General features: G+C 67.1%; 29 protein-coding genes. 24 read left to right on the forward strand and 5 right to left on the reverse strand.

Annotation, left to right across the window (positions count from 1 at the left end; all coding sequences use genetic code 11):
• From RCO38_RS13930 to RCO38_RS14025, 20 genes are all read left to right on the forward strand, one after another.
• Positions 1 to 873, forward strand: coding sequence for a phage protein (locus RCO38_RS13930; RefSeq protein WP_308328933.1), 873 nt, complete (start codon positions 1 to 3; stop codon positions 871 to 873).
• 2 nt (positions 874 to 875) lie between these two features.
• Positions 876 to 1,553: a Gp138 family membrane-puncturing spike protein gene (locus RCO38_RS13935; protein ID WP_308328934.1), complete on the forward strand. Its 678-nt coding sequence runs from the start codon at positions 876 to 878 to the stop codon at positions 1,551 to 1,553.
• 2 nt (positions 1,554 to 1,555) lie between these two features.
• Positions 1,556 to 1,912 carry a hypothetical protein gene (locus RCO38_RS13940; protein WP_308328935.1) on the forward strand — a complete coding sequence of 119 codons (357 nt, stop codon included), beginning with the start codon at positions 1,556 to 1,558 and terminating at the stop codon, positions 1,910 to 1,912.
• Positions 1,909 to 3,069 (forward strand): baseplate J/gp47 family protein, encoded by a 1,161-nt coding sequence (locus tag RCO38_RS13945; protein ID WP_308328937.1) that lies wholly within the window; start codon positions 1,909 to 1,911, stop codon positions 3,067 to 3,069. The genes RCO38_RS13940 and RCO38_RS13945 overlap by 4 nt, the downstream gene beginning before the upstream one ends.
• Positions 3,066 to 3,776, forward strand: a complete 711-nt coding sequence (locus tag RCO38_RS13950) for a DUF2612 domain-containing protein (protein ID WP_308328938.1) — start codon at positions 3,066 to 3,068, stop codon at positions 3,774 to 3,776. The genes RCO38_RS13945 and RCO38_RS13950 overlap by 4 nt, the downstream gene beginning before the upstream one ends.
• A 77-nt stretch (positions 3,777 to 3,853) precedes the next feature.
• Entirely contained in the window at positions 3,854 to 4,558 is a 705-nt protein-coding gene (locus RCO38_RS13955; protein WP_308328939.1) for a hypothetical protein, read from the forward strand.
• Positions 4,559 to 4,570: 12 nt separating this feature from the next.
• The gene (locus tag RCO38_RS13960) at positions 4,571 to 5,008 is read left to right on the forward strand and encodes a hypothetical protein (RefSeq protein ID WP_308328940.1); all 438 of its coding nucleotides are present in this window, start codon (positions 4,571 to 4,573) and stop codon (positions 5,006 to 5,008) included.
• A 2-nt stretch (positions 5,009 to 5,010) separates the two neighbouring features.
• Entirely contained in the window at positions 5,011 to 5,520 is a 510-nt protein-coding gene (locus RCO38_RS13965; protein WP_308328941.1) for a hypothetical protein, read from the forward strand.
• Positions 5,517 to 5,786: a holin gene (locus RCO38_RS13970; RefSeq protein ID WP_308328942.1), complete on the forward strand. Its 270-nt coding sequence runs from the start codon at positions 5,517 to 5,519 to the stop codon at positions 5,784 to 5,786. Before RCO38_RS13965 ends, RCO38_RS13970 begins: the two co-directional genes overlap by 4 nt.
• On the forward strand, positions 5,779 to 5,961 hold the full coding sequence (locus RCO38_RS13975) for a hypothetical protein (RefSeq protein ID WP_308328943.1): 183 nt from the start codon (positions 5,779 to 5,781) through the stop codon (positions 5,959 to 5,961). Before RCO38_RS13970 ends, RCO38_RS13975 begins: the two co-directional genes overlap by 8 nt.
• On the forward strand, positions 5,958 to 6,167 hold the full coding sequence (locus tag RCO38_RS13980) for a DUF7940 domain-containing protein (protein WP_308328944.1): 210 nt from the start codon (positions 5,958 to 5,960) through the stop codon (positions 6,165 to 6,167). The genes RCO38_RS13975 and RCO38_RS13980 overlap by 4 nt, the downstream gene beginning before the upstream one ends.
• Positions 6,164 to 6,706, forward strand: coding sequence for a lysozyme (locus tag RCO38_RS13985; RefSeq protein ID WP_308328945.1), 543 nt, complete (start codon positions 6,164 to 6,166; stop codon positions 6,704 to 6,706). Before RCO38_RS13980 ends, RCO38_RS13985 begins: the two co-directional genes overlap by 4 nt.
• Position 6,707: 1 nt before the next feature.
• Entirely contained in the window at positions 6,708 to 7,037 is a 330-nt protein-coding gene (locus RCO38_RS13990; RefSeq protein WP_308328946.1) for a hypothetical protein, read from the forward strand.
• Positions 7,034 to 7,273: a hypothetical protein gene (locus RCO38_RS13995; RefSeq protein WP_308328947.1), complete on the forward strand. Its 240-nt coding sequence runs from the start codon at positions 7,034 to 7,036 to the stop codon at positions 7,271 to 7,273. Before RCO38_RS13990 ends, RCO38_RS13995 begins: the two co-directional genes overlap by 4 nt.
• Before the next feature lie 5 nt (positions 7,274 to 7,278).
• Positions 7,279 to 7,746, forward strand: a complete 468-nt coding sequence (locus RCO38_RS14000; protein ID WP_308328948.1) for a hypothetical protein — start codon at positions 7,279 to 7,281, stop codon at positions 7,744 to 7,746.
• On the forward strand, positions 7,743 to 9,656 hold the full coding sequence (locus RCO38_RS14005; protein ID WP_308328949.1) for a hypothetical protein: 1,914 nt from the start codon (positions 7,743 to 7,745) through the stop codon (positions 9,654 to 9,656). The genes RCO38_RS14000 and RCO38_RS14005 overlap by 4 nt, the downstream gene beginning before the upstream one ends.
• A complete protein-coding gene (locus tag RCO38_RS14010; RefSeq protein WP_308328950.1) occupies positions 9,657 to 11,105 on the forward strand; it encodes a hypothetical protein in 1,449 nt (482 codons plus the stop codon).
• Positions 11,106 to 11,110: 5 nt separating this feature from the next.
• Positions 11,111 to 11,725: a hypothetical protein gene (locus RCO38_RS14015; protein WP_308328952.1), complete on the forward strand. Its 615-nt coding sequence runs from the start codon at positions 11,111 to 11,113 to the stop codon at positions 11,723 to 11,725.
• A 16-nt stretch (positions 11,726 to 11,741) separates the two neighbouring features.
• Complete coding sequence (locus RCO38_RS14020; RefSeq protein WP_308328954.1) at positions 11,742 to 12,290, forward strand: hypothetical protein; 549 nt, start codon at positions 11,742 to 11,744, stop codon at positions 12,288 to 12,290.
• 101 nt (positions 12,291 to 12,391) lie between these two features.
• On the forward strand, positions 12,392 to 12,637 hold the full coding sequence (locus RCO38_RS14025) for a hypothetical protein (RefSeq protein ID WP_308328955.1): 246 nt from the start codon (positions 12,392 to 12,394) through the stop codon (positions 12,635 to 12,637).
• 219 nt (positions 12,638 to 12,856) lie between these two features.
• Here RCO38_RS14025 and RCO38_RS14030 read toward each other — a convergent pair whose 3' ends face one another.
• From RCO38_RS14030 to RCO38_RS14040, 3 genes are read right to left on the reverse strand one after another with little or no spacing between them, the layout of a single operon-like run.
• The gene (locus RCO38_RS14030; protein ID WP_308328956.1) at positions 12,857 to 13,762 is read right to left on the reverse strand and encodes a DMT family transporter; all 906 of its coding nucleotides are present in this window, start codon (positions 13,760 to 13,762) and stop codon (positions 12,857 to 12,859) included.
• A 52-nt stretch (positions 13,763 to 13,814) separates the two neighbouring features.
• Complete coding sequence (locus RCO38_RS14035; RefSeq protein WP_308328957.1) at positions 13,815 to 14,348, reverse strand: methylated-DNA--[protein]-cysteine S-methyltransferase; 534 nt, start codon at positions 14,346 to 14,348, stop codon at positions 13,815 to 13,817.
• A complete protein-coding gene (locus tag RCO38_RS14040) occupies positions 14,335 to 15,879 on the reverse strand; it encodes a DNA-3-methyladenine glycosylase 2 family protein (protein WP_308328958.1) in 1,545 nt (514 codons plus the stop codon). Before RCO38_RS14040 ends, RCO38_RS14035 begins: the two co-directional genes overlap by 14 nt.
• A gap of 116 nt (positions 15,880 to 15,995) precedes the next feature.
• Here RCO38_RS14040 and RCO38_RS14045 point away from each other — a divergent pair, with 116 nt between their 5' ends.
• The 4 genes from RCO38_RS14045 to RCO38_RS14060 are packed head-to-tail and all read left to right on the forward strand — an operon-like array spanning position 15,996 to position 20,376.
• On the forward strand, positions 15,996 to 17,378 hold the full coding sequence (locus RCO38_RS14045) for a phosphomannomutase/phosphoglucomutase (RefSeq protein ID WP_308328960.1): 1,383 nt from the start codon (positions 15,996 to 15,998) through the stop codon (positions 17,376 to 17,378).
• A 10-nt stretch (positions 17,379 to 17,388) separates the two neighbouring features.
• Positions 17,389 to 18,291 (forward strand): glycosyltransferase family 2 protein, encoded by a 903-nt coding sequence (locus tag RCO38_RS14050; protein ID WP_308328961.1) that lies wholly within the window; start codon positions 17,389 to 17,391, stop codon positions 18,289 to 18,291.
• On the forward strand, positions 18,284 to 19,078 hold the full coding sequence (locus tag RCO38_RS14055) for a glycosyltransferase family 2 protein (RefSeq protein ID WP_308328962.1): 795 nt from the start codon (positions 18,284 to 18,286) through the stop codon (positions 19,076 to 19,078). Before RCO38_RS14050 ends, RCO38_RS14055 begins: the two co-directional genes overlap by 8 nt.
• Before the next feature lie 50 nt (positions 19,079 to 19,128).
• Positions 19,129 to 20,376: an O-antigen ligase family protein gene (locus RCO38_RS14060; protein WP_308328963.1), complete on the forward strand. Its 1,248-nt coding sequence runs from the start codon at positions 19,129 to 19,131 to the stop codon at positions 20,374 to 20,376.
• Here RCO38_RS14060 and RCO38_RS14065 read toward each other — a convergent pair.
• Together RCO38_RS14065 and RCO38_RS14070 are read right to left on the reverse strand one after the other, a co-directional pair.
• Positions 20,358 to 22,361 (reverse strand): 3-deoxy-D-manno-octulosonic acid kinase, encoded by a 2,004-nt coding sequence (locus RCO38_RS14065; protein ID WP_308328964.1) that lies wholly within the window; start codon positions 22,359 to 22,361, stop codon positions 20,358 to 20,360. The genes RCO38_RS14060 and RCO38_RS14065 overlap by 19 nt on opposite strands.
• Complete coding sequence (locus tag RCO38_RS14070) at positions 22,352 to 23,092, reverse strand: glycosyltransferase (RefSeq protein WP_308328965.1); 741 nt, start codon at positions 23,090 to 23,092, stop codon at positions 22,352 to 22,354. Before RCO38_RS14070 ends, RCO38_RS14065 begins: the two co-directional genes overlap by 10 nt.
• Positions 23,093 to 23,146: the final 54 nt, after the last annotated feature.

Below are 23,146 nucleotides of genomic sequence, written 5' to 3' on the forward strand. Positions count from 1 at the left end.
ATGACGCGCCAGTGGAAACGACAGGCCGAGGTGATCGTCGGCGCTGGCGGGTCCGGGCTGTCCATCAAGGACCTGCGCATCCAGTTCGAGGTCATCAAGACCGCCGACAAGGAGCCGAACAAGGCGAACATCAGGATCTACAACCTGAACCCTGACAACGAAGCCCGGGTGAAGGAAGAGTTCGATGAAGTGCTGGTGAATGCCGGCTACCCGGACGCCGTGGGCCTGATCTTCCGCGGCAACATCATGCACGTGTACCGGTACCGGGAAGGCCCGGACCTGGTGATCGAGATCGAGGCGTCCGACGGTGACAAGGACTACCGCAAGGCGACCGTGAATCGATCGTTCGCCGCCGGGTCCACCAACACCGACGTGCTGGAGCAGTGCCTGGCCAGCTTCGAGGGCGTGGGCAACACCATCGAGGGCACCATCCTGATGCCAGAGCGCAGCTACCTGCGCGGCAAGGTGGTGGCCGGCGCCACGCGCCACGCTCTGGACTTTTTGGCACGCGAGGCCGGCGCGAACTGGTCCATCCAGGACGGCGAGCTGACCATGGTGGGTGTGCTGGAGACGCTGCCCGACGAGGTCCAGGTGATCAACAAGGACACCGGGATGATCGGATCGCCGGAGGTCAACGAGAAGGGCGTGACGGTCCGCTGCCTGCTGAACAACAAGCTCAAGGTCAACGGACAGATCGAGCTGGACATGGCCAGCATCAACGAACGGCCGACCAGCCCCATGGCCAACGACCCCCAGCCTGGTGTCGAGCGCAAGCCGGCGACGGGTCGATTCAAGATCCTGACGATCAAACACACCGGGGACAACCGGGGCGCCGACTGGATCAGCGAGGTCGGCTGCGTGCTGCTGGACTGACGATGGACCACGAAAAATACGACAAGCTCCAGCGCGACCAGCAGATCGGAAACACCCCCGACGCTCTCTTAGCCGCCGCGGTGGAGAACCGTCTGAAGGACGTGCACACCGCGCTGCCCGGGATCGTCCAGAGCTTCGACCCTGAGCGGCAGACCGCCCAGGTCCAGCCGGCGATCAAACGCATCTACACGACGGCGGGTGCGGTGGACCTGCCGCTGTGCCTGGATGTGCCTGTGCACTTCCCGCGCGGCGGCGACTTCTGCATCACCTGGCCGGTGGCCGAGGGCGATGAGTGCCTGCTGATCTTCTCCGAGCGCTGCATTGACCGCTGGTTCGTGCAAGGCAACACCCAGGAGCCTGACGAATACCGGATGCACGATCTGTCGGACGCCTTCGCCATCGTCGGCTTCAACAGCGTGCCCAGGGTGATCGAGGACTTCCAGACCGACGGCATCGACATCCGCGGCCCGAACCGGGTCACGTTCGCGCACGTCACCGAGGCAGAGATCCACATCAAGGCGCCGACCATCCGGCTGTCTGGCAACGTGATCGCGGAGGAAGGCAGCTTCCACAAAGCCGGCGGGACGATGGACCACGACGGAATCAACGTCGGCAAGACGCACATCCACCCGGGCGTGATGAACGGGCCTTCTGTCACCGCGCCTCCGACGCCGATCTGACCATGCTTGTACGCCGACTTGACGACGCCCATGACATGACCTTCGGCTACGGCCTGGGGTGCATTGCGGAACGCAGCGAGGCCTGCGCTCAGAACGTGAAGACGCGCCTGCTGCTGCTTCAGGGCGAGTGGTTCCTGGACCTGAATGCCGGCGTCCCCTGGCTGCAGAAGATCCTGATCAAGCCGGCCAGGGTGCTGCTGGCCAACACCATCATCCGGCGGCGCATCGCGACCACCCCAGACGTGGCCGAGATCGTCAGCTACGAATCGAACTTCGCGAGCGAGTCGCGAAAACTGACCGTCTCCGTCACCGTGCGAACGGTCTACGGCGATGTGGTCGACATCAAGGTGAGCAAATGACCCAACTGACCGGCGCCGGCTTCACCCGGACCCGCCTGGATGAGCGCCTTGCCACCCTGCAGGCCGCCATGCGCGGCATCTTCGGGCAGGACATCGACCTGGACCCGGACACCATCGACGGGCAGACGCTGGGCATCTTCGCGGAGAGCATCAGCAACATCGACCAGCTGGCCGAGGACGTCTATCACTCGTTCAACCCGAACTCGGCCACCAGCCGCGCGCTGTCCCGGCTGGTGATGCTCAACGGCATCAAGCGGATCGAGGGCACTTATTCGGTGGTCGACGTGATCTGCGTCGGCCAGTACGGCACGGTGATCCCGGCCGGTAGCCTGGTCCGCAGCACCGCCACGCGTGCCCAGTTCCGGACGCTGACCTCGGTCACGATCCCGGCCGAGGGGCAGATCACCGTCGGGTGCCAGGCGGTGGTGAAGGGCGCCCAGATCGGACCGGCCAACACGATCACGAAGATCGACACGCCGATCTACGGCTGGCAGACGGTGAACAACCCGCTGTCCGCCACGGTCGGGCGCGCTGAAGAGACGGACGAGCAGCTGCGCCTGCGCCGCGCGCGCAGCACCAGCACGCCCGCCCAGTCCATCATTGACTCGCTGTACGGCGCCATCGCCAACATCCCCGAGGTGGTGCAGTGCGAGGTCTGGGAGAACCCGACCGGATCGATCGATGCCAACGGCCTGCCGCCCCATAGCATCAACGCGGTGGTGGAGGGTGGGCTGACGGCAGACATCGCGGCCCAGATCTACGCCCGCAAGAGCATGGGCGCCCAGCTTGTCGGCTCCGTCACATCGACCGTCAACGACTCGCGCGGCAACCCGCACGTGATCCGATTCGACCGGCCCGTCAACGTCCCGATCTATGTCGTCCTGAACGTGCTGGCCATGCCCGGGTGGCCGACCGACGGCGCCGACCGCTTGAAAACGCAGCTGCTGACCTGGACGCTGGCGAACCAGCGCATCGGCAAGCCGGTGATCCACAGCCGCCTCTATGACACGCTGAACACCGTGCCCGCGCACAGCATCACGACGATGTTCATCGGCACGGCCGCGGCGCCGACGCTGGAGAACGACATCCCCATCGCGTTCAACGCGCTGCCCCGTTTCGACGCGGCGCGCATCACCGTGAATGTGACAGGCCCATGAGCGCCGACACGATCAATCACACCGAAATCGGGCTCTCGCGGGTTGCACTGCAATACCAAGAGAGCCCGAAGTTTTTGGCGTGGCTGCGCGCACTGCTCGCCTACTCGGACGAGATCGAAACGCTGTTTCAGAAGATGGCGCTGCAGGTCGACATCGACCAGGCTGAGGGCGTCAACCTGGACGTGATCGGCGTGATCGTCGGCCGCAGCCGGATCATCGAATCCTCGATCCCCGTCGGGTTTTTCGGTTTCGAGGACCAACCGGGGGTCTTGAGCTACGGCGAAGAAGGGTTCCCAGGGATCGGTGGGCGATTCCGCGACGAGACGGAACCAGCGTTTGCATCCAGCGTGCTGGCCGACCCGGAGTACCGGCTGCTGCTCAAGGCCAAGATCATCAAGAACCACAGCCACGGGTACACCGAAGAGGTGCTCGATGGCCTGTCGACGCTCATTCCTGGCGCCCCGGTGGTTGCTGACGACAACGGCCTGATGTTGATGCAGGTCGGCATCGGGCGAGAGCTTCGCTTCTGGGAACAGGTGCTGATCAAGGAAGAGGACCTGTTGAGCCGCCCAGCTGGCGTGCTGATCAACAGCTACACGCACTGGGACGGCAGCGCCTATTTCGGATTTGAGGGCCAGCCCGGCGCGCTCGGGTTTGGCGAAGAAGGAAACCCCGCCATCGGCGGAAAACTCGCAGAGGAATTCTGACCATGCCATTGACTCGACCGCAGGTTCTGACCCCATGGGCAGATTCGGGGGACAAGACCGCACCAACGACGCCGGAGGTGTCCGCCGGATGGCCGGTGACCAACATCCCGCCCAGCCGCCAGCGGTTCAACTGGATCCTGAACCTGCTGCACAACGGCGTGCGCTACCTCACGCGGCGAGGCCTTCCGGATTGGTCCGCGTCTGAAGCCTACGAGGTGGGGGACCGCTGCCTTGCCGCCAACGGTCTGACCTACCGATGCATCCTGGCCAACACCAACGTGGAGCCGAGCTCCGACGCGTTGCGATGGGAGCGTTGGGGCTACTCGCGGTCGGAACTGCAGGCCGAGCTTCCCAACGTCGGCGCGGTGATCAACAACACGTACATCGGACCGGACCCGGTCAAGCAGCGTGCATTTACGGCCAACGTGGTGCTGTCCGACATGTCGGCGGCTGAGACGCTGTACACGCTGCAAACGCTCACGTTCACCGCTGCACGGCGCGCGCGCGTCACTGGGCACGCATCGTTCAAGAACACGAACGCCAGCACTTCGGTGGGCGTCAACCTGGAGATGCGGCTGAACGGCTCCAACGTCTTCGGCGGCCACTACCTCGGTGCGGTCCTGCCTCCCGGTGGCACCACGCAGATCCCCATCTCGATCTCTGACTTCCTGGCCGGACTGACGCCTGGAACCACCTACACGCTGACCCTGATGGGCAAGAAGAACACGGCCGTTGGGCCTGTTCAGGTGCTGGACACCTACCTCGACATTGAGTACGTCTGACGGAGCTGAAGCATGTCGTTTTACTACCGGAACACAGCCACTGGCGCAGCGGTGCAATCGTCCATCGAACTGGACCAGCAAGACCTGGTTGCGATCACCGAGGAAGAGCACCAGCTGCTGGTCAATCCGCCCCCTGCGCAGCAGCCTGAAGAGACGCAGTTCGACCGGGACGTGTCGCGCTACAAGCGCCGTGCTGCGGCAAAGGACATGCTCCTGGCGGAAATGGCCGCGGAGAACATGGCCCGCGTCCGCGCCGGAGTCTGGACCGTGCAGGACCTGACCGCGCTCATGAATGACCCGCTCGCGAAGCAGGTGATGGAGCTGGTCAACGCGCTGTCCTTCGAGATGGCCGCAGATCTGCTCTCCACCGCCACCAATCCCATGATCACCCCGGAGATCCGGGACGGCTGGGTGGCCAAGTTGCAGGCGCACCTCTACCTGACGCCCTGACCATGATCGTCCTCGGCTACACCCACAACCACAAGGGCGAGGGGTTTCGCCGCCGTGCTGGGCGTGAGCTGATTCGCCTGGGCCAGATTCACCACACCTTCCGCCGCGTCACGCACACCGAGATGCTGCTGGACGGCACGTGGGACCGGGCTGACATCGCGTCGGCGTCGCTCATGGACGGCGGTGTGCGCATCAGGCAGGACGTGCGGCTGAACCCGGCGCACTGGATCGCCATCGACGTGCCCACCTGGGACGCGAGGCAGTCCGCCGCCTGGTTCTTCCAGCACCTGGGCGAGCCCTACGACACGCGCGGCGCCATCGGATCCGTGCTGTACGGATTCGGCAGCAGCGCTGGCTGGTTCTGCAACGAGGCGTGCGGGGCCAGCGTCGGCCAGATCGACCCTCAGACCATGCCGCCGGCCGGATTCATCGCCCTGGCACTGCGCCAGCCCGGCGCCCGGATCGTGACCGCTGAATTTTTCTCCACCACAAGAACAGGAACCGCCGCATGACTCGGGATGCAATCGAAGCTACAGCAATCACCCTCGGAAACAAGGCGGCAGTCGGCGGTGGTGTAACTGCAACGGCCGGAGGGTTGACCGCAAATGAATGGCTTGCTGTCACCGGTACCGTCGTCGCCATTCTTGGCTACCTGACGAGTCTCTACTTCCAGCATCGCAAGGACCAGCGAGAGGCGCGTGCGGCACAGATGGACGAGATCGAGCACCAGCGCCGCATGGCGCAGATGGCCAGCCGACCGGGCGACCTCCATGAATGACCAGATCGCAGCCATCGCCCGCCAGCGCGGGAAGGTGGTGGCCCTGCTGGTGATTTGCGGCACCGCTGTCGCCTTGGTCCACAAGGAAGCGGCCGCCGCGATCTTCGCAGCGGTCGCTGTGCCGGTGGGTGCGCTGGCCGCCATGGAAGCCTGGGCGGCGAAAGGGTCCTCATGAAGCTGATCGACAACTGGCGCGACGTGCTGCGCAAGGCGTGGTCCCTGCGCCTGATGCTGCTGGCCGCGCTGCTCTCGGGAGCCGAGATTGTTCTGCCTCTTTTTTCTGAGGCCCTTCCTCGGGGCCTCTTTGCTGTCCTGTCTTTTCTCACCGTGGCCGGGGCGTTCGTGGCCCGGCTCGTCGCACAAAAGGGGCTCTCGGAATGAAGCCGATCAAGATGCCGAAGATCTCCCCGGGCCTCGCCCGTAAGGGGGCCATTCCTGCCGCGTTCCTGGCAGCTCTGACCGGCCCGCTGGCGCTGGACATGCTGGTGCGCTGGGAGGGTGACATCCACAAGGTGTACGCCGACAAGCTGGCCCAGGGCATCCCGACGTTCTGCGCCGGACGCACCGACTGGACGGCAAAGCCCGGCACGCTGCTGGCCAGCGACTTCTGCGCCGAGGTCAACAAGGTGACGCTGGTCGAGTATGGCTATGCGGTGCTCGAGTGCGCGAACTGGGACCACCTGAGCCCGACACGCCTTGTCGCCCTGACGATCTTCGCGGTCAACGTCGGCAAGGAAGGCGCCTGCAAGTCGCAGGCCATGGTGAACATCAATCGCGGCCGGATCGTTGAGGGCTGCACGCTGTTGGCCTACAAGCCGACCGGCGCGCCGAACTGGTCCATCGCCGACGGCAAGTTCGTGCAGGGGCTGCACAACCGGCGCAAGGCCGAGATGACGCTGTGCCTGAAAGGTCTGGTCTGACATGCAAGAAGTCACCTTGAAGGCGGGCTCCACGTTCTCGTGGACCTACGAAATCCCGGATTCCTACGTCGACGGCTACTTCGCTTCCGGCTGGACCATGCACAGCCAGGCCATCGACGCCGACTCTGGCGCCGTGGTCGCCGACCTTGACCCGCAGTGGGTTGACGAGGTGACCACGCGCGCGGTGCAGGTCGTGGAGCACGACACGGACACCTGGCCCCGGGCGGTGCTGGTCGACGTGCTGTTCAGGCGGACGGAAGACGGCCTGAAGCTGACCACCGAGACCGTCTCGGTGAAGTTGGAGCGGCAAGTAAGCCGGGTGATGCCATGAGCTTTCGACCGACATTCCCCGACCTGCGTGTCCAGGTGTCGCGCCCGTCCCCGGCCCCCGGAGCATTCGTTCCGTCGCTTCCTGGGCCGCCAGCTGGCCAATCGCAGATCAACGACGCCGCCCCGTCGCCCGCGACCGTGTACAGCAGCGCCAAAACCGAATCCCGGATCGCCGAGAAGGTGACCGAGCAGGCCTACGACTTCGAGGCCCTTGTCGCAACCAACCTCAACGTGTAACCACCATGTCCCAGCAATCCAACCTCGCCGCCGCCTTCCTCCGTGTCTCCAATGCCATCATGGCCCTGCACGGCCGGATCGGCACGCTGGCATCGCTGCCGACCACGAACAAGACCAGCCTTGTCGCTGCGCTGACCGAGTTGCATGGCCTGATCGGCGGTGCCGGTGCTGTGATTGACGACGGTGCGACCGCCACGGGCACGGTGTGGAGTTCGACCCGCACACAGAACGCGATCACCAGCGCCATCACGGCGCTGATCTCCGGCGCTCCCAGCGCCCAGGACACGCTCGGCGAGATCGCCGCGCAGATCACGGCGCTGCAAGCGGTCGACGCCAAGCTGCTGAGCGTGGGCGGGGCCCAGGCGTTCACGACCGCCGAGCAGCTGCAGGGCTGTCAGAACCTCGGCATCGGGGACCCTGAGCACAACTACACCACCGCCATCAACACGGCGCTGACGGGGTCCGGCCTGTGAGCCTGCAATCCATGGTCGCGGCGGGCTTTGCTCGCCTGACGACGGCCGTCCTGGCACTCAACACCAAGGTCGACTCGGCCACGCCTATCGAAACCATGGTGGCGCCGACGGCAGGCGACATCCTGATCGTCAAGCGCGGATCGGCCTTCTACCTGGCACTGGTGGACACACTGCTGGGTGGTGGAGGTGGTGCAGCGTTGCCCGTCGACGTGGTAGCCCCGGCCGCTGGCCAGGAGATCTATGGCGTGCTCGACGGGGTGCCAAAGCGCATCCCCATCGCGCAGCTGATCAACGACGCATACCCGCAGCCGCTGGGCCTGTGGGACCACTGGACGGACTGGCGCGCCGGCAGCGGCAACGCCAACGCCTCGGACATCTTCACCGGCACGGCCGTCAGCAGCGGCACCAACACCACGGCGCTGCCGACCGGTGGCATGGCTGGGTACAACGACCACGGCGTGTTCCTGCGCAGTTCGACCACGGCCAACGGTGGATACCGCTACCAGACCACCAGCCTGGTGGGCATGTATTTCAGTGGTGTGGCGCGCAAATACCGCTGCCAGTTCCTGTGGCGCACGTCGTTCACGGGCGTGACGGTCCGAACTGGTTTCCACGACACGAACACCAACGCCGACGCAGTGGACGGCGCGTATTTCGAGATCTCCGGTTCGACCTGCAGCGCCAAGACAGCGAACAACAGCACGCGCACCACGCACGCGACCACGATCACGCTGTCACTCGACGTGGCTTACACCTTTGACATCGAGGTCAACGCCGCGGCCTCGGAAGCACGCTTCCGCGTCTGGGCCGGGAACAACTACGACGCGGCGGTGATGGACGTGACCATCACGACCAACATCCCCAGCACCAGCGCACGCACCTTCGGCGCCGGCATCGTTGCCACTGAGGCCAGCACGACGGCGATGGACATCGGCGTCCTGTACAGCCTGGGCGTCGGCACGCCGGCCGGTTTCGCCCGCATGTACGGCGTCTACAGCACCCCGGTGGTGCGGCCGTCGGCGTTCGCTGATGGCAACTGGTCGGCCACGCCTGTGGCTGGCGGCATCGAGCTCAACATCGGCCCCATGCCGGCCTCTGGCAGCGCGGCCGTCACGGCCCTGCGCTACCGCCTGGACGGTGGCGCGCCTGTCACCCTCTCGGGAACCGGTACGGGAGTCCGAACCCTCACCCTGACGCCTGGCCAAGAGTACGCGCTGCAACTGCAGCAAGTGACCGCGGCCGGCGAAAGCGATTGGAGCGACACCAAGCGGCGCACGCCGCTGGCTTCTGGTGGTGGTGGCGGCGGCACTCTTGCCGTGGTGCAGTCGCCGGCGCCGGTCGAGCAGTCCTGGGGGACTACAGCCGAGCAAACCATGGCGGCGGTCGGGTCCGGAAACTCGATTGTTGTGGTGGTGCATGCGCCGACGGCCGCTGGGGTGCCCACGATCAGCGACAGCGCGGGGGGGGCCTGGGGGGCTCCGATGCGCACCTACACCGAGGGCGCAACCGCCACCTATTACTGGGTCCGAAACAACGTGACGGGTGGCCCGACCTGGGTGCGGGCCACCATCGCGGCGAACAACGGTTTCCACATCAAGGCCTACGAGGTGAGCGGGTCTGGTGCCGGTCTGGTGGAGGATGCGTTCGGGTCCGGGTTGCAGACGGGCTCCGACACCTGGAGCATGCCGTTCACTTCGACGGTTGCAAACGTGCTGCTGGTGGCCATGCTCAGTGTGGAAAACGGCAACACGCCAACGGGGACAGCGCCGCTGACGGCCGTCAGTGCCACGGGTGGCTACCAGACGTGGGCACACGGCATTTTCCCGACCGCTGGCAGCAACACGGCCACTGTCACGCTCAGCGCTGCATGGGCAGGTTCGCGGTCGTGGCTGGCGCTCAAGGGGTCTTGAATGCGCTGGCAGATCGACGGCCTGGTGGTGACTCTGGCGGCGGATGGCGGCGTGCGTGTGCGCGCTGCGGGTTCGCCACCGCCACCACCACCGCCACCGCCCAGCGGCGACATCACGGTGGCATTGGTGGCTTCGCGCATCAGCGGCCCGGCGCCGCTTGCGGTGCGTTTCTCAGCCGTCGGCACCACCACCAGCATTGCGGGCGTGACGGACACTTTCCGCCAGCTTCTCTACACCTTCGACTATGGCGACCCGGGCTCAGGCACCTGGCCGATTTCCGGGGGATCGAAAAACAGCGATGCCAGCGGGCCGCTGGGGGCGCACATCTTCGACACGCCTGGCACCTACGTTGTGCGCTGCACGGGCGGCCGTGGCGGCTCGTCGGGCTACGGGGAAGTCACGATCACCGTCACCGACCCGGCCACGGTCTTCCCCGGCACCGCCACGGTATACATCAGCCCGTCTGCGAACTATTCCGGAGCGCCAGCAGGGGCCGAGTTGCGCACCACCATGCCCGTCATCTCGAGCAACAAACGCTACATGCTGGCGCGCGGCGAGAGCCACGGCGCGCTGCTCATCCCGGGCGGTGTGACCGGGACGCAGGTGGTGGCGGGTGGGAGCGGTGCGAAACCGCTGGTGTCCACGATCAAGGTGGGTGATGAGCTGGTTCCTCCAGGAACGCTGTTCCCGGACGACATCACCATCGAGGGCCTGCAGTGCTCTGGGGAGATCGTGCAGACCGCCTACGTTCGCCGATTGCTGCTCAAAGACATTGACCAGCCGAGCCACTCGAAGATTGATCTGGGCGCCGCGAGCGACTACTGGTCTGAAAACCTTGGTGACCGGTATGGACCAACACTGCCGGTAGCGCGCGATCTGTTCGTAGTTGGCTGCTACTCGCGCGGCACCAATCTCACGTTCGGCATCACCGGGCACTTGATTGAGGCCGCCGTGCTCGGATGCGACTTCAAGGGCTCGGCGCAGCACACGCTGCGGGCATGGAGTGCTTACCACGCTGTCATTTCGCACAACGCGCTGCGCGGCGGGTCGGCTGACGGCATCAGGCACGCGCTGAAGATGCATTCCAGTGGCGTGGCCACGTTCACGCCCGGGCAGGCCTATGGCAGCGGCGCTGCGTGGGCCACGAGCAAGGTGGTGGTGTACCGCAACCTGTTCTCCGACGCCACGGACAACAACGCGTTTGCCGCGGTGTTCGGGCCTCAGAACGACGGGAGCGCCGAGCCGCTTGAGGATGTGATCGTCGAGGGCAATGTGTTCGCGCGTGGGTCGAATTTTGTGTCCGACCTGCAGTTGGCCGGGCGGCGCATGACCTACATCGGCAACACGCTGGCGGTGGGTGGCGGCGCGGCGGATGTGACCGCTCCGGGCTTGCACGCCGTCGGCCTGCCGGTGGACTGGCAAGGCCCCTACTTCAACAGTCGGGACTGACCGCCATGGGCCTGATCGAAATCCCTGTCGCCGCCGGCATGGTGGCAATCATCTGGAGGTGCTTTGCAATGAGCGCATGGAAGTGGATCAAGACCGCCGCGAGCGTCGGAACGGGCGGCATGTCCTCGCTGTACCTGTACGGCGGGCTGCTGCTGTTCGGCGCGGCGCTGGCCGGTGGCGCTGTCTGGTGGCACGCCGGCAAGGTGGACGCGGTGCGTGATGCCGCGTTCAAGGCTGGTCGCATGGAGGTCGAGAGCGAGCAACTGCGCGAGACGCAGCGGGAGCTGGCCCGCGTGGTCGGCATCACCAACAACCTGAACGAGGTGTACCGTGAACAAGTCAGCACGATTGATCGCATGTCTGATCGCCTTCGCGCTCTCGGCCTGCGCGTCACAAAAGCAGACCGAGACGCCGCCATCACCGCAGCCTCTGCCGAGGCCGTCCGTGGATATGCCACCACCGCCGCAGACCATTTTGCAGCGTGTCGAGACGAATACGTCGACCTGGGACGCGGCTATGCACGATGCGCTGCAGCGGCTCAAAGCCTCGATTCCTACGCCAGCGAAGTAAGCGGCCGACCGAGCCGACCGACACCCCCAACCCCTCCCGCAAAACCCTGAACCGGAGCACATCACCATGCGAATCATCATCACCCTGGCCCTGGCCGCCCTTCTGGCCGCGTGCAGCACCACTGCCAGCCTCAACCCCCAGACCGGAGAAATCAAGGGCCTGGACAGCCATGACGTGGCCAACATCGTCACGAACCGCGACTACGTGAACGCCAAGGTCAACGCGCCCCAGAAGGCCATTGTCAGTATCAAGGCGCACCCGGGTCAGCAGATCACGATCAATGCCGCCGAGTTCACCGTCTGGCAACCCACCAGCCCGGCCGACGACATCAAGGCCCCGGCTCAGGCGAAGAGCGCATTCGAGCGCAACACCGCTGCCGTTGGTGCGCTGGTGCGCGACGTGACGCCGGCCCTGGCCATCGGTGCAGCCTTGAGCGACCGCAAGGATGCCCGCGCCGCCGCGACCGAGCAATCTCGCATCGAGGCCGAAACCGAGCGCGCGCGCGATGCCGCCCAGGCGGCGCAGGCCGGCGAGTTGATCGAGGCGCTGCGCGAGAAGCCGCAGTTCTTCGTGCTGCCTGCCGGCGCCGCACCCGTGGCTGCCCCGACCGAATAGACCCCCGCAGTTGTCTCCGCTGGGGGCTCCCCCAGTTTTGCCCGTCATCCCGCGAGGGGTGGCGGGTTTTTTCGTCGTTTGTGGAGTGGCATCATGTCCACATGCAAGACGAACCCAACGGCATCCTGCCGCTGCTGCAGGGGGCCCTGATCGGCCAGGCCTCGCGCGAGCTGCTGCCAACGCCCGGCGCTAGCCAGCCTGCCGAGCAGGTGGTGGAGGTCGACACCGGCCGCCCTCACGGTCTGGTGCGGATCAAGTACCGGCTGATGAGGCACCGGCACGGAAAGTCGGAGAACTGGTTCTGGACGGCCGTGCACGCGGAAAAGGTGTCCGAATCTTTGGAATAGGCCCGCTGCAGACCGCATAAATCCGTGGCACTCGCGGCGCGTTTTTGGAATATCGAAACAGGCCGCATCCCGCGCCGCTGCTGGGTTTTGGTGCCGGCCTGTCACGCCGGGGGTCGCGGGTTCGAGCCCCGTCCACTCCGCCAGTTTTGAAAAGCCGTTCAGACTTCTGGTCCGAACGGCTTTTTCATTTTCACGCACAGCATGGCTGTGTGTCCGTTCTCACGAGCTGCCGACCCGCGGCACCCGCTTCACCAGTCCCGTCGACAGCGCGGTGCCCACCATGATGACGAGGCCGCAGCCGATCATCCAGGGCGTGATCACTTCGTTGAGGAAAATGCGGCCGTAGATCAGTGCGAACACCGGGACCAGAAAGGTCACGGTGAGCGCCTTGCTCGGCCCGGCCTTGGCAATGATGCGGAAAAACAGGATGTAGGCGAGCGAGGTGCACAGCAGGGCCACGGCGACCATCGCACCCCACGCGCCGGTGCTCGCCGGCTGGCCCGGCCACAGCCAGAGCGTGGGCAGCGCAAGTCCCAGGGCGGCGCCGATCTGGCTGCCCGAAGCGGTGGCCAGCGGATGGACGCCGGTGAGATGGCGTTTGGTGAAACTGGCCGCAAGGCCGTAGCAGAACGTCGCGACGAGGCAGGCCAGCATCGCCAGCAGGGCCTGTCCCGAAGAAGCGGCCCCCGGTGCGAGGCTGAAACCGGACTTGCCGATGACCAGCAGGCAGACCCCCACGAAGCCAATGGCCAGGCCGGTGGCGCGCCAGGCATCGGGCCGGTCCTTCAGCCATGCCCATGCCACCAGCGCACCCGTCAGCGGCACCGTGGCGTTCAGGATAGAGGTCAGGCCGGTGCTGATGTGCATGACCGCGTAAGCGAACAGGGCGAAGGGAATGCCTGAGTTGAGCAGCCCGACGAACAGGATGTGGCCCGCACGCCGCCGGAAATCGCTCCACACACCCGTAACCAGAAACACGGGCAACAGGAACAGCGCCGCCAGCGCCACCCGCAGGCCCGCTGTGGGCAAGGCCCCGAAATCCGCCGCGCCCAAGCGCATGAAGAGGAACGAGGAACCCCAGAGGGCTGCGAGCACGAGAAATTCCAGAACGAGTGTGGGCGACATGGCTTCAGTGTGCCGGCAAAGGCAGTGTGCCTCGCCGCTTCGTTGATGATGTTCACTTGGCCCATTGATGCGCTTTGTCGATCAATGCGCCTTCAAGTCGCAGCAGGGCATGTTTGCGGTCCAGTCCGCCGGCGTAGCCCGTCAGTGAACCGTTGCTGCCGACCACCCGGTGGCATGGCACCACGACGCACAGAGGATTGCGACCGACGGCGGCGCCCACGGCGCGCACGGCAAGGGGGCGCCCCAGGTCGGCCGCCAGAACGCCGTAGCTCGTGGTGGTGCCGGCCGGAATCTTCATCAAGGCGCGCCAGACGGCCTGCTGGAAAGCGGTGCCTTGCCCGAGATCGAGGGGCAGGTCGAAGCCCTGGCGCTGCCCCCGGAAGTAGCCGTCCAGCTGCTGCACCGCAGCGTCGAGCACCGGATGGGACGACACGGTGGGCCACGCGGCCAGCCGTTCGGCGGTTGGTTCATGGCGTTGCCCTTCCACGAACCAGAGGCCCGCCAGTCCGTCGGGGCTGGCCACCAGGCGCAGATCGCCCAGCGGGCTGCTCACGATGGTCTGGACGCGGGAGTCAAGAGCGGTCATGGGACATCTCCTCGGAAGCCTCGAAATTCGGGGGCGTGGTCCAGGCGCGGATCACGGCGTAGCTGCGCCAGGGCCGCCAGCGCCGGGCGATGCGCTCGGCCTCTCTGCGGGCGGCGGGGGCGGGCAGATTCCGCACGCCCAGCGCGTGCAGAAGCACCACGTCGCCGCTGGGCCAGGCATCAGGCCAGCGCAGCGCCCGCATCGCGATGTACTGGGCGGTCCAGGGGCCGATGCCGGGCAGGGCTTCGAGGCTGCTCAGTGTGGACGCGGGGTCGGCGCGGCCATCCAGCACCAGCCGGCCCTCCGCCACCGCCCGGGCCAGGGCGCGGATCGCCTGCTGCCGCTGGCGCACGATGCCGATCTCGCCCAGCACCTGCCCGTCCAGGTCGGCGAGTACCTCGGGCGGCGGGAACAGACGTTGCAGGCCTGGCGGACCGTCGGCCAGCGGTTCACCCAGCCGCTCCAGCAGCCTCCCGCACAGCGTGCGGGCCGCGGCCACGGTGACCTGCTGGCCCAGCACGGCGCGCACCGCCAGCTCGAAGCCGTCGAACGCCCCGGGCACGCGCATGCCATCGCTGTCGGGAAAGTCGGCGTGCAGCACGGCGTCGATGGCCAGGGGGTCGGCGTCCAGGTCCAGGGCGGCGCGCACGCGGTCGATGACGCCTGGCAGGGCCGGAAGAAGACCCTCGCTCACCCGCATGCCGATGCGGTTCTCGTCAGGGAGGAAGCGGATCTGGAGCCACCCGCTGGCAGGCGTGCCACGGACAGCGATGCGCAGGGTCCGTCGCAGAATCTGCTGGGCCGGGTCCACCGTTTCCAGGCCGGGCAGGGCGCGGTCGGCAAAGAAGCGCAGCACTTCCTGGGCCCGGTATGGTGGACGCCAGGACAGCCGCACCTCGGCCGGCGCGTGCGAACGGTCGGACCCGGGGGTGGGACGGCTGCGGCGCAGCTGGGTCGGATTCAGGCCGTAGCGTCCCACGAAGGCATCGTTGAATCGGCGCAGGCTGGCGAACCCCGCCGCCAGCGCCACCTGGGCCACCGGCAGGCCGGTGTCGGCCAGCATCTGTTTGGCGGCGAGCAGGCGCCGGGTCTGCAGGTACTGCAGGGGCGAGACCCCCAGCCGCTGTTCAAACAGGCGCCGGATGTGGCGCGCGCTCACGCCCAGCCGCGCGGCCAGCTGTTCCAGCGCCGGTGGCGCGTCTTCTCCGCCTGCCCAGGTCTCCGGTGTGTCCAGCAGGGCGGTGGCCTGGCGGATCAGGATGTCCCCGGCGTCCTCGGTCGACCAGTGGCGGTCGCGCGGCGCCAGCTCGGGCCGGCAGCGCAGGCAGGGCCGGAAGCCCGCCCGCTCGGCCTGGGCGGCGTGCTCGAAAAACTGGCAGTTGTCGCGTTTGGGCGTGCGGACCCGGCAGACCGGGCGGCAGTAGATGCCGGTGGAGGTGACACCGGTGAAAAAACGGCCGTCGAAACGGGCGTCGCGCGCGCTCAGCGCCCGGTAGAGGGCGTCGGCGTCGGGCAGGGTGGAGTGGTCCATGGCGGCCATGTTAGGGGCTTTGCCAGGTGGTGACTCGCCATTTCCGGACATGTTCCGGGTCGGAGGGGCTGGCCCGGCCACCTACAATCCCCGGTTTGTTCTCGCGAGCGACGACCATGCAAGTGACCGCTTCCATCTTCAAGGCCTACGACATTCGGGGCATCGTTCCCGGCGCCCTCAACGAAACGGTGGCGGAAGCCCTGGGCCTGGCCTTCGGTACGGTGGCCCTGCAGCAGGGCGAACGCTCGGTGGCGGTGGGCCGCGACGGGCGGCTCAGCGGCCCCGGCCTGTCGGCGGCGCTGATCCGCGGCCTGGTGGCCGCGGGCATCGACGTGATCGACATCGGAATGGCGACCACCCCGATGCTCTATTTTGCGGCCTGCACCCTGTGCAGCAGCGGCATCCAGGTCACGGGCAGTCACAACCCCAAGGACTACAACGGCTTCAAGATGGTCATGGGCGGCCGGGCGATCTACGGCGAAGACATCCAGGCGCTGCGCCGGATGATGGAAGCCGAATCCCACGTGCGCCGGGACGGCGGTCGGGTGCGCCATGTCAACGTGCTGGCGCCCTACACCGACCGCATCGTCGGCGACGTGAAGCTCTCGCGCCCCATGAAGGTCGTGGTGGACTGCGGCAACGGCGTGGCCGGCGCCTCCGCCCCGGCGCTGTTCCGTGCGCTGGGCTGCGAGGTGATCGAGCTGTTCAGCGAGGTCGACGGCGAGTTTCCCAACCACCACCCGGACCCGAGCAAGCCCGAGAACCTGCAGGACGTGATCCGCACCCTGCGCGAGACCGATGCCGAGCTCGGCATGGCGTTCGATGGCGACGGCGACCGCCTGGGCATCGTGACCAAGGACGGCCAGAACATCTTCCCCGACCGCCAGATGATCCTGTTCTCGCAGGACGTGCTCTCGCGCGTGCCGGGCGGCCAGATCATCTTCGACGTCAAGTGCTCGCAGCGCCTGGCGCCGGCCATCGAGGCGGCCGGCGGTGTGGCCAACATCTACAAGACCGGCCACTCGCTGATCAAGGCGCGCATGAAGGAGCTGGACAGCCCGCTGGGTGGCGAGATGAGTGGCCACATCTTCTTCAAGGAACGCTGGTTCGGCTTTGACGATGGCAGCTACGCCGGTGCGCGCCTGCTGGAGATCCTCAGCCGCAGCCCCGATGCCAACGCGGTGCTCAATGCCTTGCCGACCTCGCACAGCACGCCGGAACTCAACGTGGCCTGCGCCGAAGGCGAACCCCACGCCGTGGTGGAACAACTGCTCACTCTCGCGCGCTTCGAAGCGCCGGCCAAGGTCTCGACCATCGACGGTCTGCGGGTGGACTGGCCCGACGGCTTTGGCCTGATCCGTGCGTCCAACACCACGCCGGTGCTGGTGCTGCGCTTCGAGGGCCACACCCCCGAGGCGCTGCACCGGATCGAACAGGCCATGCTGGACCTGCTGCGCCAGGCGAAGCCCGACGCGGTGGTGGGCGCGAGCGCGCACTGAGGGACCGCTGGTGCCGAGCCGCCACGACGTGTCGCTGGACCCTGCGCGCCTGAGTGGTGGGGCCCTTGGTGCGGTCACCATCATCGTGGTCACGCGCGAGAGCGCGCATTGCCTGCCGGCCCTCAACACGCTGCTGTCGCGCTGCCCGAACGTCATCGTGTCGGACAACGGCAGCGCCGACGGTACGGCAGGGTCGGCGCGCCGGCTCTGGCCGCACGCGATCGTGCTGGACCACGGCCGCAACCTGGGCTTTGGTGCCGCCAACAACCGTGCGCTGGCGCGGGTGCAGACCCCGTTCGCCTTTCTGCTGAACCCGGACTGCGAGATCGACGGTCCGGGGCTGGAGGCCCTGCTGGCCACGGCGGCGGCCATGCCCCAGGCCGCGGTGCTGGCGCCGCAACTCGTGAGCGCCGCCGGCAAACCCGAGATCAACTACCGCTTTCCGCAGACCTGGTGGGCGCCCCGTGGTCCGGGGGCTTCGGGGCCCACCTGTGTGGGCTTCGTCTGCGGTGCGGCAATGCTGCTGCGCATGGCCTCGTTCCGGGAGGTCGGCTTCTTCGACGAGCAGTTCTTCCTCTATTACGAGGACGATGACCTGTGTCTGCGCCTGTTCAATGCGAAGCAGAACATCGTCGTGGTGCCCGCGGTGCAGGCGATCCACCACTCGCGCGGTTCGGTGCGCGGCGCGTCGCCCTGGCGGCACGAATACGCCCGGGGCTTCCACCACGCGCAGTCCAAGCTGCTGTTTGCCACCAAGTACCGTTCGCGGGAAGAAGCGCAGCGCCTGCGCCGCTGGCTGCTGGTGACCACCACCTTGGGGCTGCCCCTGCGGGCCATCGTGTTTTCGCCCAAGCTGCTGGCCCGCATGTTCGGCCGCTGGCGCGGGCTCATCGGTTGGAGGGCCCGTGGCTGAACACCGCAAGCCGACGCTGTGCATCGGCATCCTCACGCTCAACGAAGCACACCGCATCGCGCGCTGCATCCAGAGTGCGTCGTTCGCCGACCAGGTGGTGGTGATCGACAGCGGCAGCGAGGATCGCACGCGCGAGATCGCCCAGGAGATGGGCGCCCAGGTGCACCTGTATCCCGACTGGCGCGGTTTCGCCGAGCAGCGCAACCGGCTCATGGCGCATGTGCAGACCGACTGGATCTTCTTCCTGGACGCTGATGAAGTGATCCCGCCCGGCTTGCGGGACGAGATCCGTGCGGCGGTGGCGTCCGGCGAGCACGCGGTGTGGAAGATCTACTGGGACCAGGTGGCGTTCGGTCGCACCCTGCACCGCATGGCCAAGACCGAGGGCGGCGTGTGGCGGCTGTTCCGTACCGGCCAGTTGCTGCGCTACGAGGGCGTGGTGCACGAACACGCCGTGCTGCGCGACCCGGCCACACCCGTGAAGACCTTCCGCACCCGCCTGCTGCACCACTCGCGGGAGTCGGTCTACGGCGGCCTGCTCAAGATGGCGCAATACGCCCAGCTCGGCGCGGTGCGCCGCGTGCAGGCGGGCCGCCGCGGCGGCGTGCTGCGCGGGCTGGCCTCGGCCACCAGCAACTTCATCCGTCTCTACATCTTCCGGCGCGGTTTTTTGTGCGGCGCGGAGGGCTTCCTGTTCTGCCTGCTGGTGGCGCTGGAGTGCTTCTTCCGCTACGCCATCATCCGCTACGACCGGCCGGTGCCCGGCGACACCATGGTCAAGCGCTGAGTCAACGCTGACCTTCAGAACCGGCACCCCATTCCCACGACAAGTCTGCAATGAGTTTCCGAACGTTTGCCCGCAGGGCGGCCATCTACAGCCTGGCGCTGCTGTTCGGCGCCTTCCCGATGTCGGTGGCGCTGGCCAACAGCCTGATGCTGATCGTCGTTGTCCTGTGGGCGCTGAGTCTCGACGGCACCGACCTGCGGGAGTTTCTGCGCAGATCCTGGGCCAACCCGGTGGTGCGTCCCGCGCTGGCGCTGGTGCTGCTGATCGTGCTGGCCTCGTTCTGGTCGCCGGCCAGCTGGGAGGAAATCGGCGGCTACTACAAGAAGTACGTGAAGTTCCTGCTGCTGCCGGTGTTCATCTTCCTGCTGGCGCGCCGGGAGGACCGAGCACATTGCTGGACGGCGTTCGGCCTGGCGATGCTGTTCACCCTGATGTCCACCTGGCTGAACGTGTGGTTCCAGCTGCCCTGGTCGCGCACCTACAACCAGGGCTTCGGCGCCGACCACACGGTGTTCAAGGACCACATCTCGCAGGGCATCATGATGTCGCTGTTCACCGCCCTGTGCGTGCACTGGGCCAACAGGGTCTCTGCGAACTGGAAGAAAGTCCTGTGCTGGCTGGTGGCCGGTCTGGCCGCCGCGAGCATCCTGGTGCTGACCCAGGGCCGCACCGGCTACCTCAGCCTGCTGCTGGCGACGGTCGTGTTCTCGCTGGCGGTGCTCTGGCGCCGCCCGCAGATGCTGCTGGGCGTGGTGCTGGTCGGCGCGCTGGCCCTGATGTCGGCCTACACGCTTTCGCCGCAGTTCCAGCACCGCACCAACCTGGCGTGGCAGGAGGCCCAGAACCACAGCGCGGGCACCGTGACCTCGATCGGCGCCCGGATCGAGGTCTGGCGCTTCATGGTCCGGCAGACCGACTTCGACAACGCCAAGCTGATGGGGGCCGGAACCGCCTCGTACCCGGTGCTGGCGCGCGCGTACTTCAAGGATCCGAAGTTCTGCGACGCCATCTGCCCGCACCCGCACAACCAGTTCATCCTGTTCTACTTCGAGCAGGGGCTGCCGGGCTTCGTTCTGATCCTCTGGTTCATGGGGACGATCGTTCGGCAGGGCCTGCGCGTCCGCTCGACGCACCGGGCGCTGATGCTGGCCTTCGTAAGCATCATGCTGACCTCGAACATGACCCACAGCTCACTGTGGCTGTCGACCGAGAGCCACTTCTTCATCCTGATGACTGCGCTGCTGATGGCCTCGGCGGGCCGGCGCCCACCGGCCACTGTTCAGGCTTCGCCGGCGTAGCCTTTGCGCAGGTCGTCCCAGCGCGCCTCGTCCCAGTGGAACGGGCTGCGGCGACCCTGTTCCTTGCGCAGCGAGCGGCGCAGGCGTTCCAGGTTGTCCTGTTTCCAGACCTCGCCAGGACGCAGGCCGCATTTGTCGAAGTCCACGATCCAGGCGCCGCCTTGCGCGTCCAGCAGCAGGTTGTGGCAGTTCAGGTCGGAATGGAACACCTGGCGGTCGTGCAGGCGCCGGATGGCGCGCCCGAGCGCGATCCAGGCCGCGGCGGGCAACGGTCCTTCGGACAGCGCCTGGGCCACGTTGCGGGTCTGCGGAATCATCGCGACCACGATGTCGGCGGTGTGTCCGATGAGGCCCCGCACCTGCCGCGCAGCCACGGGCGCAGGCACCGGAAGGTTCCAGGCGCGCAGGCGACGCAGCAGCGTGAACTCGTTCATGGACCGGCTGGACAGCGGCGAACGCCCGAGGTAACGGTCCGGGCTGAGCCGGGCCATCAGGCCGCCGCGCCGGTAGTGGCGCAGCACGCCCTCGCCATGGACCAGTGCCACGCGGTGGGCCTGGCCGCGGCCACTGCCGGTGGCCAGGGCGGCGCCTTCCTGCGACGGTGGGGTGAAGAGGTCTGGCGCCGCGTCGGCGACCTGTGCCGGATCGAACCAGAGGGTCTGCCCAGCCGGCGATGAGGCACGGGCCGGCGCCAGGCGCTCGGGCCGCATCGGTGCCCACACCTGGCGCAGCGCCTGCAGGCTGCGCTGGCTGCTGCCCTGCTGGCGCAGCACGAAGTCGCGTGCCTGCTGGCCCATGCGCTGCAGCAGACCCTTGTCGCGCATCCACTGCGCGGCGGTGTGCAGCATCAGGCGGGCCGAGTCGACACGCTCGCCGGCGCCGCAGGCCTCGACGTCCTGGTACAACTCCTGGAAGTGGTGGGTGTGCGGGCCGAACAGCACCGGCCGGGCGCAGGCCATGGCCTCCAGCGCGTTGTGGCCGCCGATGGGCACCAGGCTGCCACCGATGAAGCACACGCTGGCGTGCAGGTACCAGGTGCCCAGCTCACCCATGGTGTCGGCCAGCAGCACCGCGGTGCTGGCCGCAGGCGTTTCGCCACGGCTGCGTCGCACGAAGCTCAGACCGCTGGCAGTGATCTGTTCGGCCACCTCGTCGAAACGCTCGGGGTGACGGGGCACCAGGATCAGCAGCGCGCCCGGGTGCTGGCGCGCCAGCTCGGGCCAGGCCAGCAGCAAGGCCGCTTCTTCGCCCTCGTGCGTACTGCCGGCCACCACGATGGACCGCCCCGCCAGCCAGGGCAGGCGATCCGGGTCCTCGGGGGTGTCGCGCTGGTCGAACTTCAGGTTGCCGGTGAGAACCAGCCGGTCGGCGGGCACGCCGAGGGCCGCGTAGTGCTCCACGCTGGGAGCGTCGGCCGCGGCGACCACGGCCATCTGAGACCAGACCGGCGCCATCAGGGCGCGCCAGCGCTGGTAGAACTGGGCCGAGTCGGCCGACAGCCGGGCATTGACCAGGGCCACGGGTGTGAGCCGCTGCCGGCACTGCCAGAGCATCTCGGGCCAGATCTCGCGCTCGATCAGCACCAGCAGGGACGGCTGCAGCCGGTCCAGGAAGCGGCGGGTGGCGCCGGGTGTGTCGATGGGTGCGAAGACATGGCGGATCTGATCGCCCCAGTGGGAGCGCAGCGTGCGTGCGCCCGTGGGCGACTGGGTGCTGACCGTGATGGCATGGTCGGGCCAGGTCTCGCGCAGTGCCGCGATCAGCGGGCGCGCCGCCTGCACCTCGCCCACGGACGCGGCATGGATCCAGACACCGCCCATCGACGCGGGTTCGATGCGGATGAAGCCCAGCCGCTCGCGCAGGCGCTCACGGTAGCCGGCGTCCTTGCGGCCGCGCAGCCACAGCCAGCCCAGCAGGGGCAGCGTCAGACCACGCAGCAGCAGCCGGTAGCCGCGCTGGGCCAGGCTGGCCTTGTTCAGCGCCAATGGTCGGCGACCCACTGGGTCGGCAGGACACGGCGGTACCACTTGCCGCTCTCGCCGGCGATGGCGTCGGGCGGGTTGGGTTTGCCATGGAAGGCGATGAGGCGGGCACCCTTGGGAATGGTGGGCGGCTTGAACCAGCCCATGATGCCCGGCTGCAGGCAGTGGCGCTTGAAGCTGCGGCACCACTCCTCGGGCCAGTAGCTGAGCTTGCCCTGACGCGCCAGGTAGAGCGTGATGAACTCCTGCTCGTTGCGCACCGGCGCGATCGAGGCGGGGTAGTCGTTTTTCAAATGCTCCAGTGCGTCGGCGTGCGCGCCGATGGTGTAGAGGTAGCACGAGGTATTGCCCGTGCCGTCCTTCTTGTCCCATTCCTTGATCACGATGAACTCGCCCTGCTGCTCGAAGAACGGGTCCAGGCTGTCGAGGATGACGATGTCCAGATCGAGGAACAGGGTGCGGCCCTGCAGGTCGTACAGCGGGTTGGCGAACGAGGTCAGCTTGAGCCAGCCGTGGCCGAAGGTCCAGGGTTTGCGCTGGTCGAACTCGTCGAAGCCGACCATGGGAATGGGTTTGACCTCGATGGCGGGGTCAATGCCGACGCCGTCGTCGGTCAGGCACACGAACCGGAACGGCCGGTGCAGGTGGCGGCGGACCATGCTGTGCAGCTTGTTGACGTACTCGGGGCCGTACTTCTTGCCCCATTTGATGCACAGCACATTGACCGCTTGCATGAATCACCTTTGGCTCTCACCCCGCGAGCGGACGACATGTCCGCCGCAGGAGGT

Origin of the sequence: Hydrogenophaga pseudoflava (genome assembly GCF_031020795.1) — a bacterium.
In the GTDB taxonomy this organism is placed as follows: domain Bacteria; phylum Pseudomonadota; class Gammaproteobacteria; order Burkholderiales; family Burkholderiaceae_C; genus Hydrogenophaga; species Hydrogenophaga pseudoflava_A.

What these genes read in the sequence shown, in the direction of transcription:
- RCO38_RS13930 (WP_308328933.1), top strand. Translation starts at nt 1, where the DNA reads ATGACGCGCCAGTGGAAACGACAGGCCGAGGTGATCGTCGGCGCTGGC.
- RCO38_RS13935 (WP_308328934.1), top strand. Translation starts at nt 876, where the DNA reads ATGGACCACGAAAAATACGACAAGCTCCAGCGCGACCAGCAGATCGGA.
- RCO38_RS13940 (WP_308328935.1), top strand. Translation starts at nt 1,556, where the DNA reads ATGCTTGTACGCCGACTTGACGACGCCCATGACATGACCTTCGGCTAC.
- RCO38_RS13945 (WP_308328937.1), top strand. Translation starts at nt 1,909, where the DNA reads ATGACCCAACTGACCGGCGCCGGCTTCACCCGGACCCGCCTGGATGAG.
- RCO38_RS13950 (WP_308328938.1), top strand. Translation starts at nt 3,066, where the DNA reads ATGAGCGCCGACACGATCAATCACACCGAAATCGGGCTCTCGCGGGTT.
- RCO38_RS13960 (WP_308328940.1), top strand. Translation starts at nt 4,571, where the DNA reads ATGTCGTTTTACTACCGGAACACAGCCACTGGCGCAGCGGTGCAATCG.
- RCO38_RS13965 (WP_308328941.1), top strand. Translation starts at nt 5,011, where the DNA reads ATGATCGTCCTCGGCTACACCCACAACCACAAGGGCGAGGGGTTTCGC.
- RCO38_RS13970 (WP_308328942.1), top strand. Translation starts at nt 5,517, where the DNA reads ATGACTCGGGATGCAATCGAAGCTACAGCAATCACCCTCGGAAACAAG.
- RCO38_RS13975 (WP_308328943.1), top strand. Translation starts at nt 5,779, where the DNA reads ATGAATGACCAGATCGCAGCCATCGCCCGCCAGCGCGGGAAGGTGGTG.
- RCO38_RS13980 (WP_308328944.1), top strand. Translation starts at nt 5,958, where the DNA reads ATGAAGCTGATCGACAACTGGCGCGACGTGCTGCGCAAGGCGTGGTCC.
- RCO38_RS13985 (WP_308328945.1), top strand. Translation starts at nt 6,164, where the DNA reads ATGAAGCCGATCAAGATGCCGAAGATCTCCCCGGGCCTCGCCCGTAAG.
- RCO38_RS13990 (WP_308328946.1), top strand. Translation starts at nt 6,708, where the DNA reads ATGCAAGAAGTCACCTTGAAGGCGGGCTCCACGTTCTCGTGGACCTAC.
- RCO38_RS13995 (WP_308328947.1), top strand. Translation starts at nt 7,034, where the DNA reads ATGAGCTTTCGACCGACATTCCCCGACCTGCGTGTCCAGGTGTCGCGC.
- RCO38_RS14000 (WP_308328948.1), top strand. Translation starts at nt 7,279, where the DNA reads ATGTCCCAGCAATCCAACCTCGCCGCCGCCTTCCTCCGTGTCTCCAAT.
- RCO38_RS14010 (WP_308328950.1), top strand. Translation starts at nt 9,657, where the DNA reads ATGCGCTGGCAGATCGACGGCCTGGTGGTGACTCTGGCGGCGGATGGC.
- RCO38_RS14015 (WP_308328952.1), top strand. Translation starts at nt 11,111, where the DNA reads ATGGGCCTGATCGAAATCCCTGTCGCCGCCGGCATGGTGGCAATCATC.
- RCO38_RS14020 (WP_308328954.1), top strand. Translation starts at nt 11,742, where the DNA reads ATGCGAATCATCATCACCCTGGCCCTGGCCGCCCTTCTGGCCGCGTGC.
- RCO38_RS14025 (WP_308328955.1), top strand. Translation starts at nt 12,392, where the DNA reads ATGCAAGACGAACCCAACGGCATCCTGCCGCTGCTGCAGGGGGCCCTG.
- RCO38_RS14030 (WP_308328956.1), bottom strand. Translation starts at nt 13,762, where the DNA reads ATGTCGCCCACACTCGTTCTGGAATTTCTCGTGCTCGCAGCCCTCTGG.
- RCO38_RS14035 (WP_308328957.1), bottom strand. Translation starts at nt 14,348, where the DNA reads ATGACCGCTCTTGACTCCCGCGTCCAGACCATCGTGAGCAGCCCGCTG.
- RCO38_RS14040 (WP_308328958.1), bottom strand. Translation starts at nt 15,879, where the DNA reads ATGGACCACTCCACCCTGCCCGACGCCGACGCCCTCTACCGGGCGCTG.
- RCO38_RS14045 (WP_308328960.1), top strand. Translation starts at nt 15,996, where the DNA reads ATGCAAGTGACCGCTTCCATCTTCAAGGCCTACGACATTCGGGGCATC.
- RCO38_RS14060 (WP_308328963.1), top strand. Translation starts at nt 19,129, where the DNA reads ATGAGTTTCCGAACGTTTGCCCGCAGGGCGGCCATCTACAGCCTGGCG.
- RCO38_RS14070 (WP_308328965.1), bottom strand. Translation starts at nt 23,092, where the DNA reads ATGCAAGCGGTCAATGTGCTGTGCATCAAATGGGGCAAGAAGTACGGC.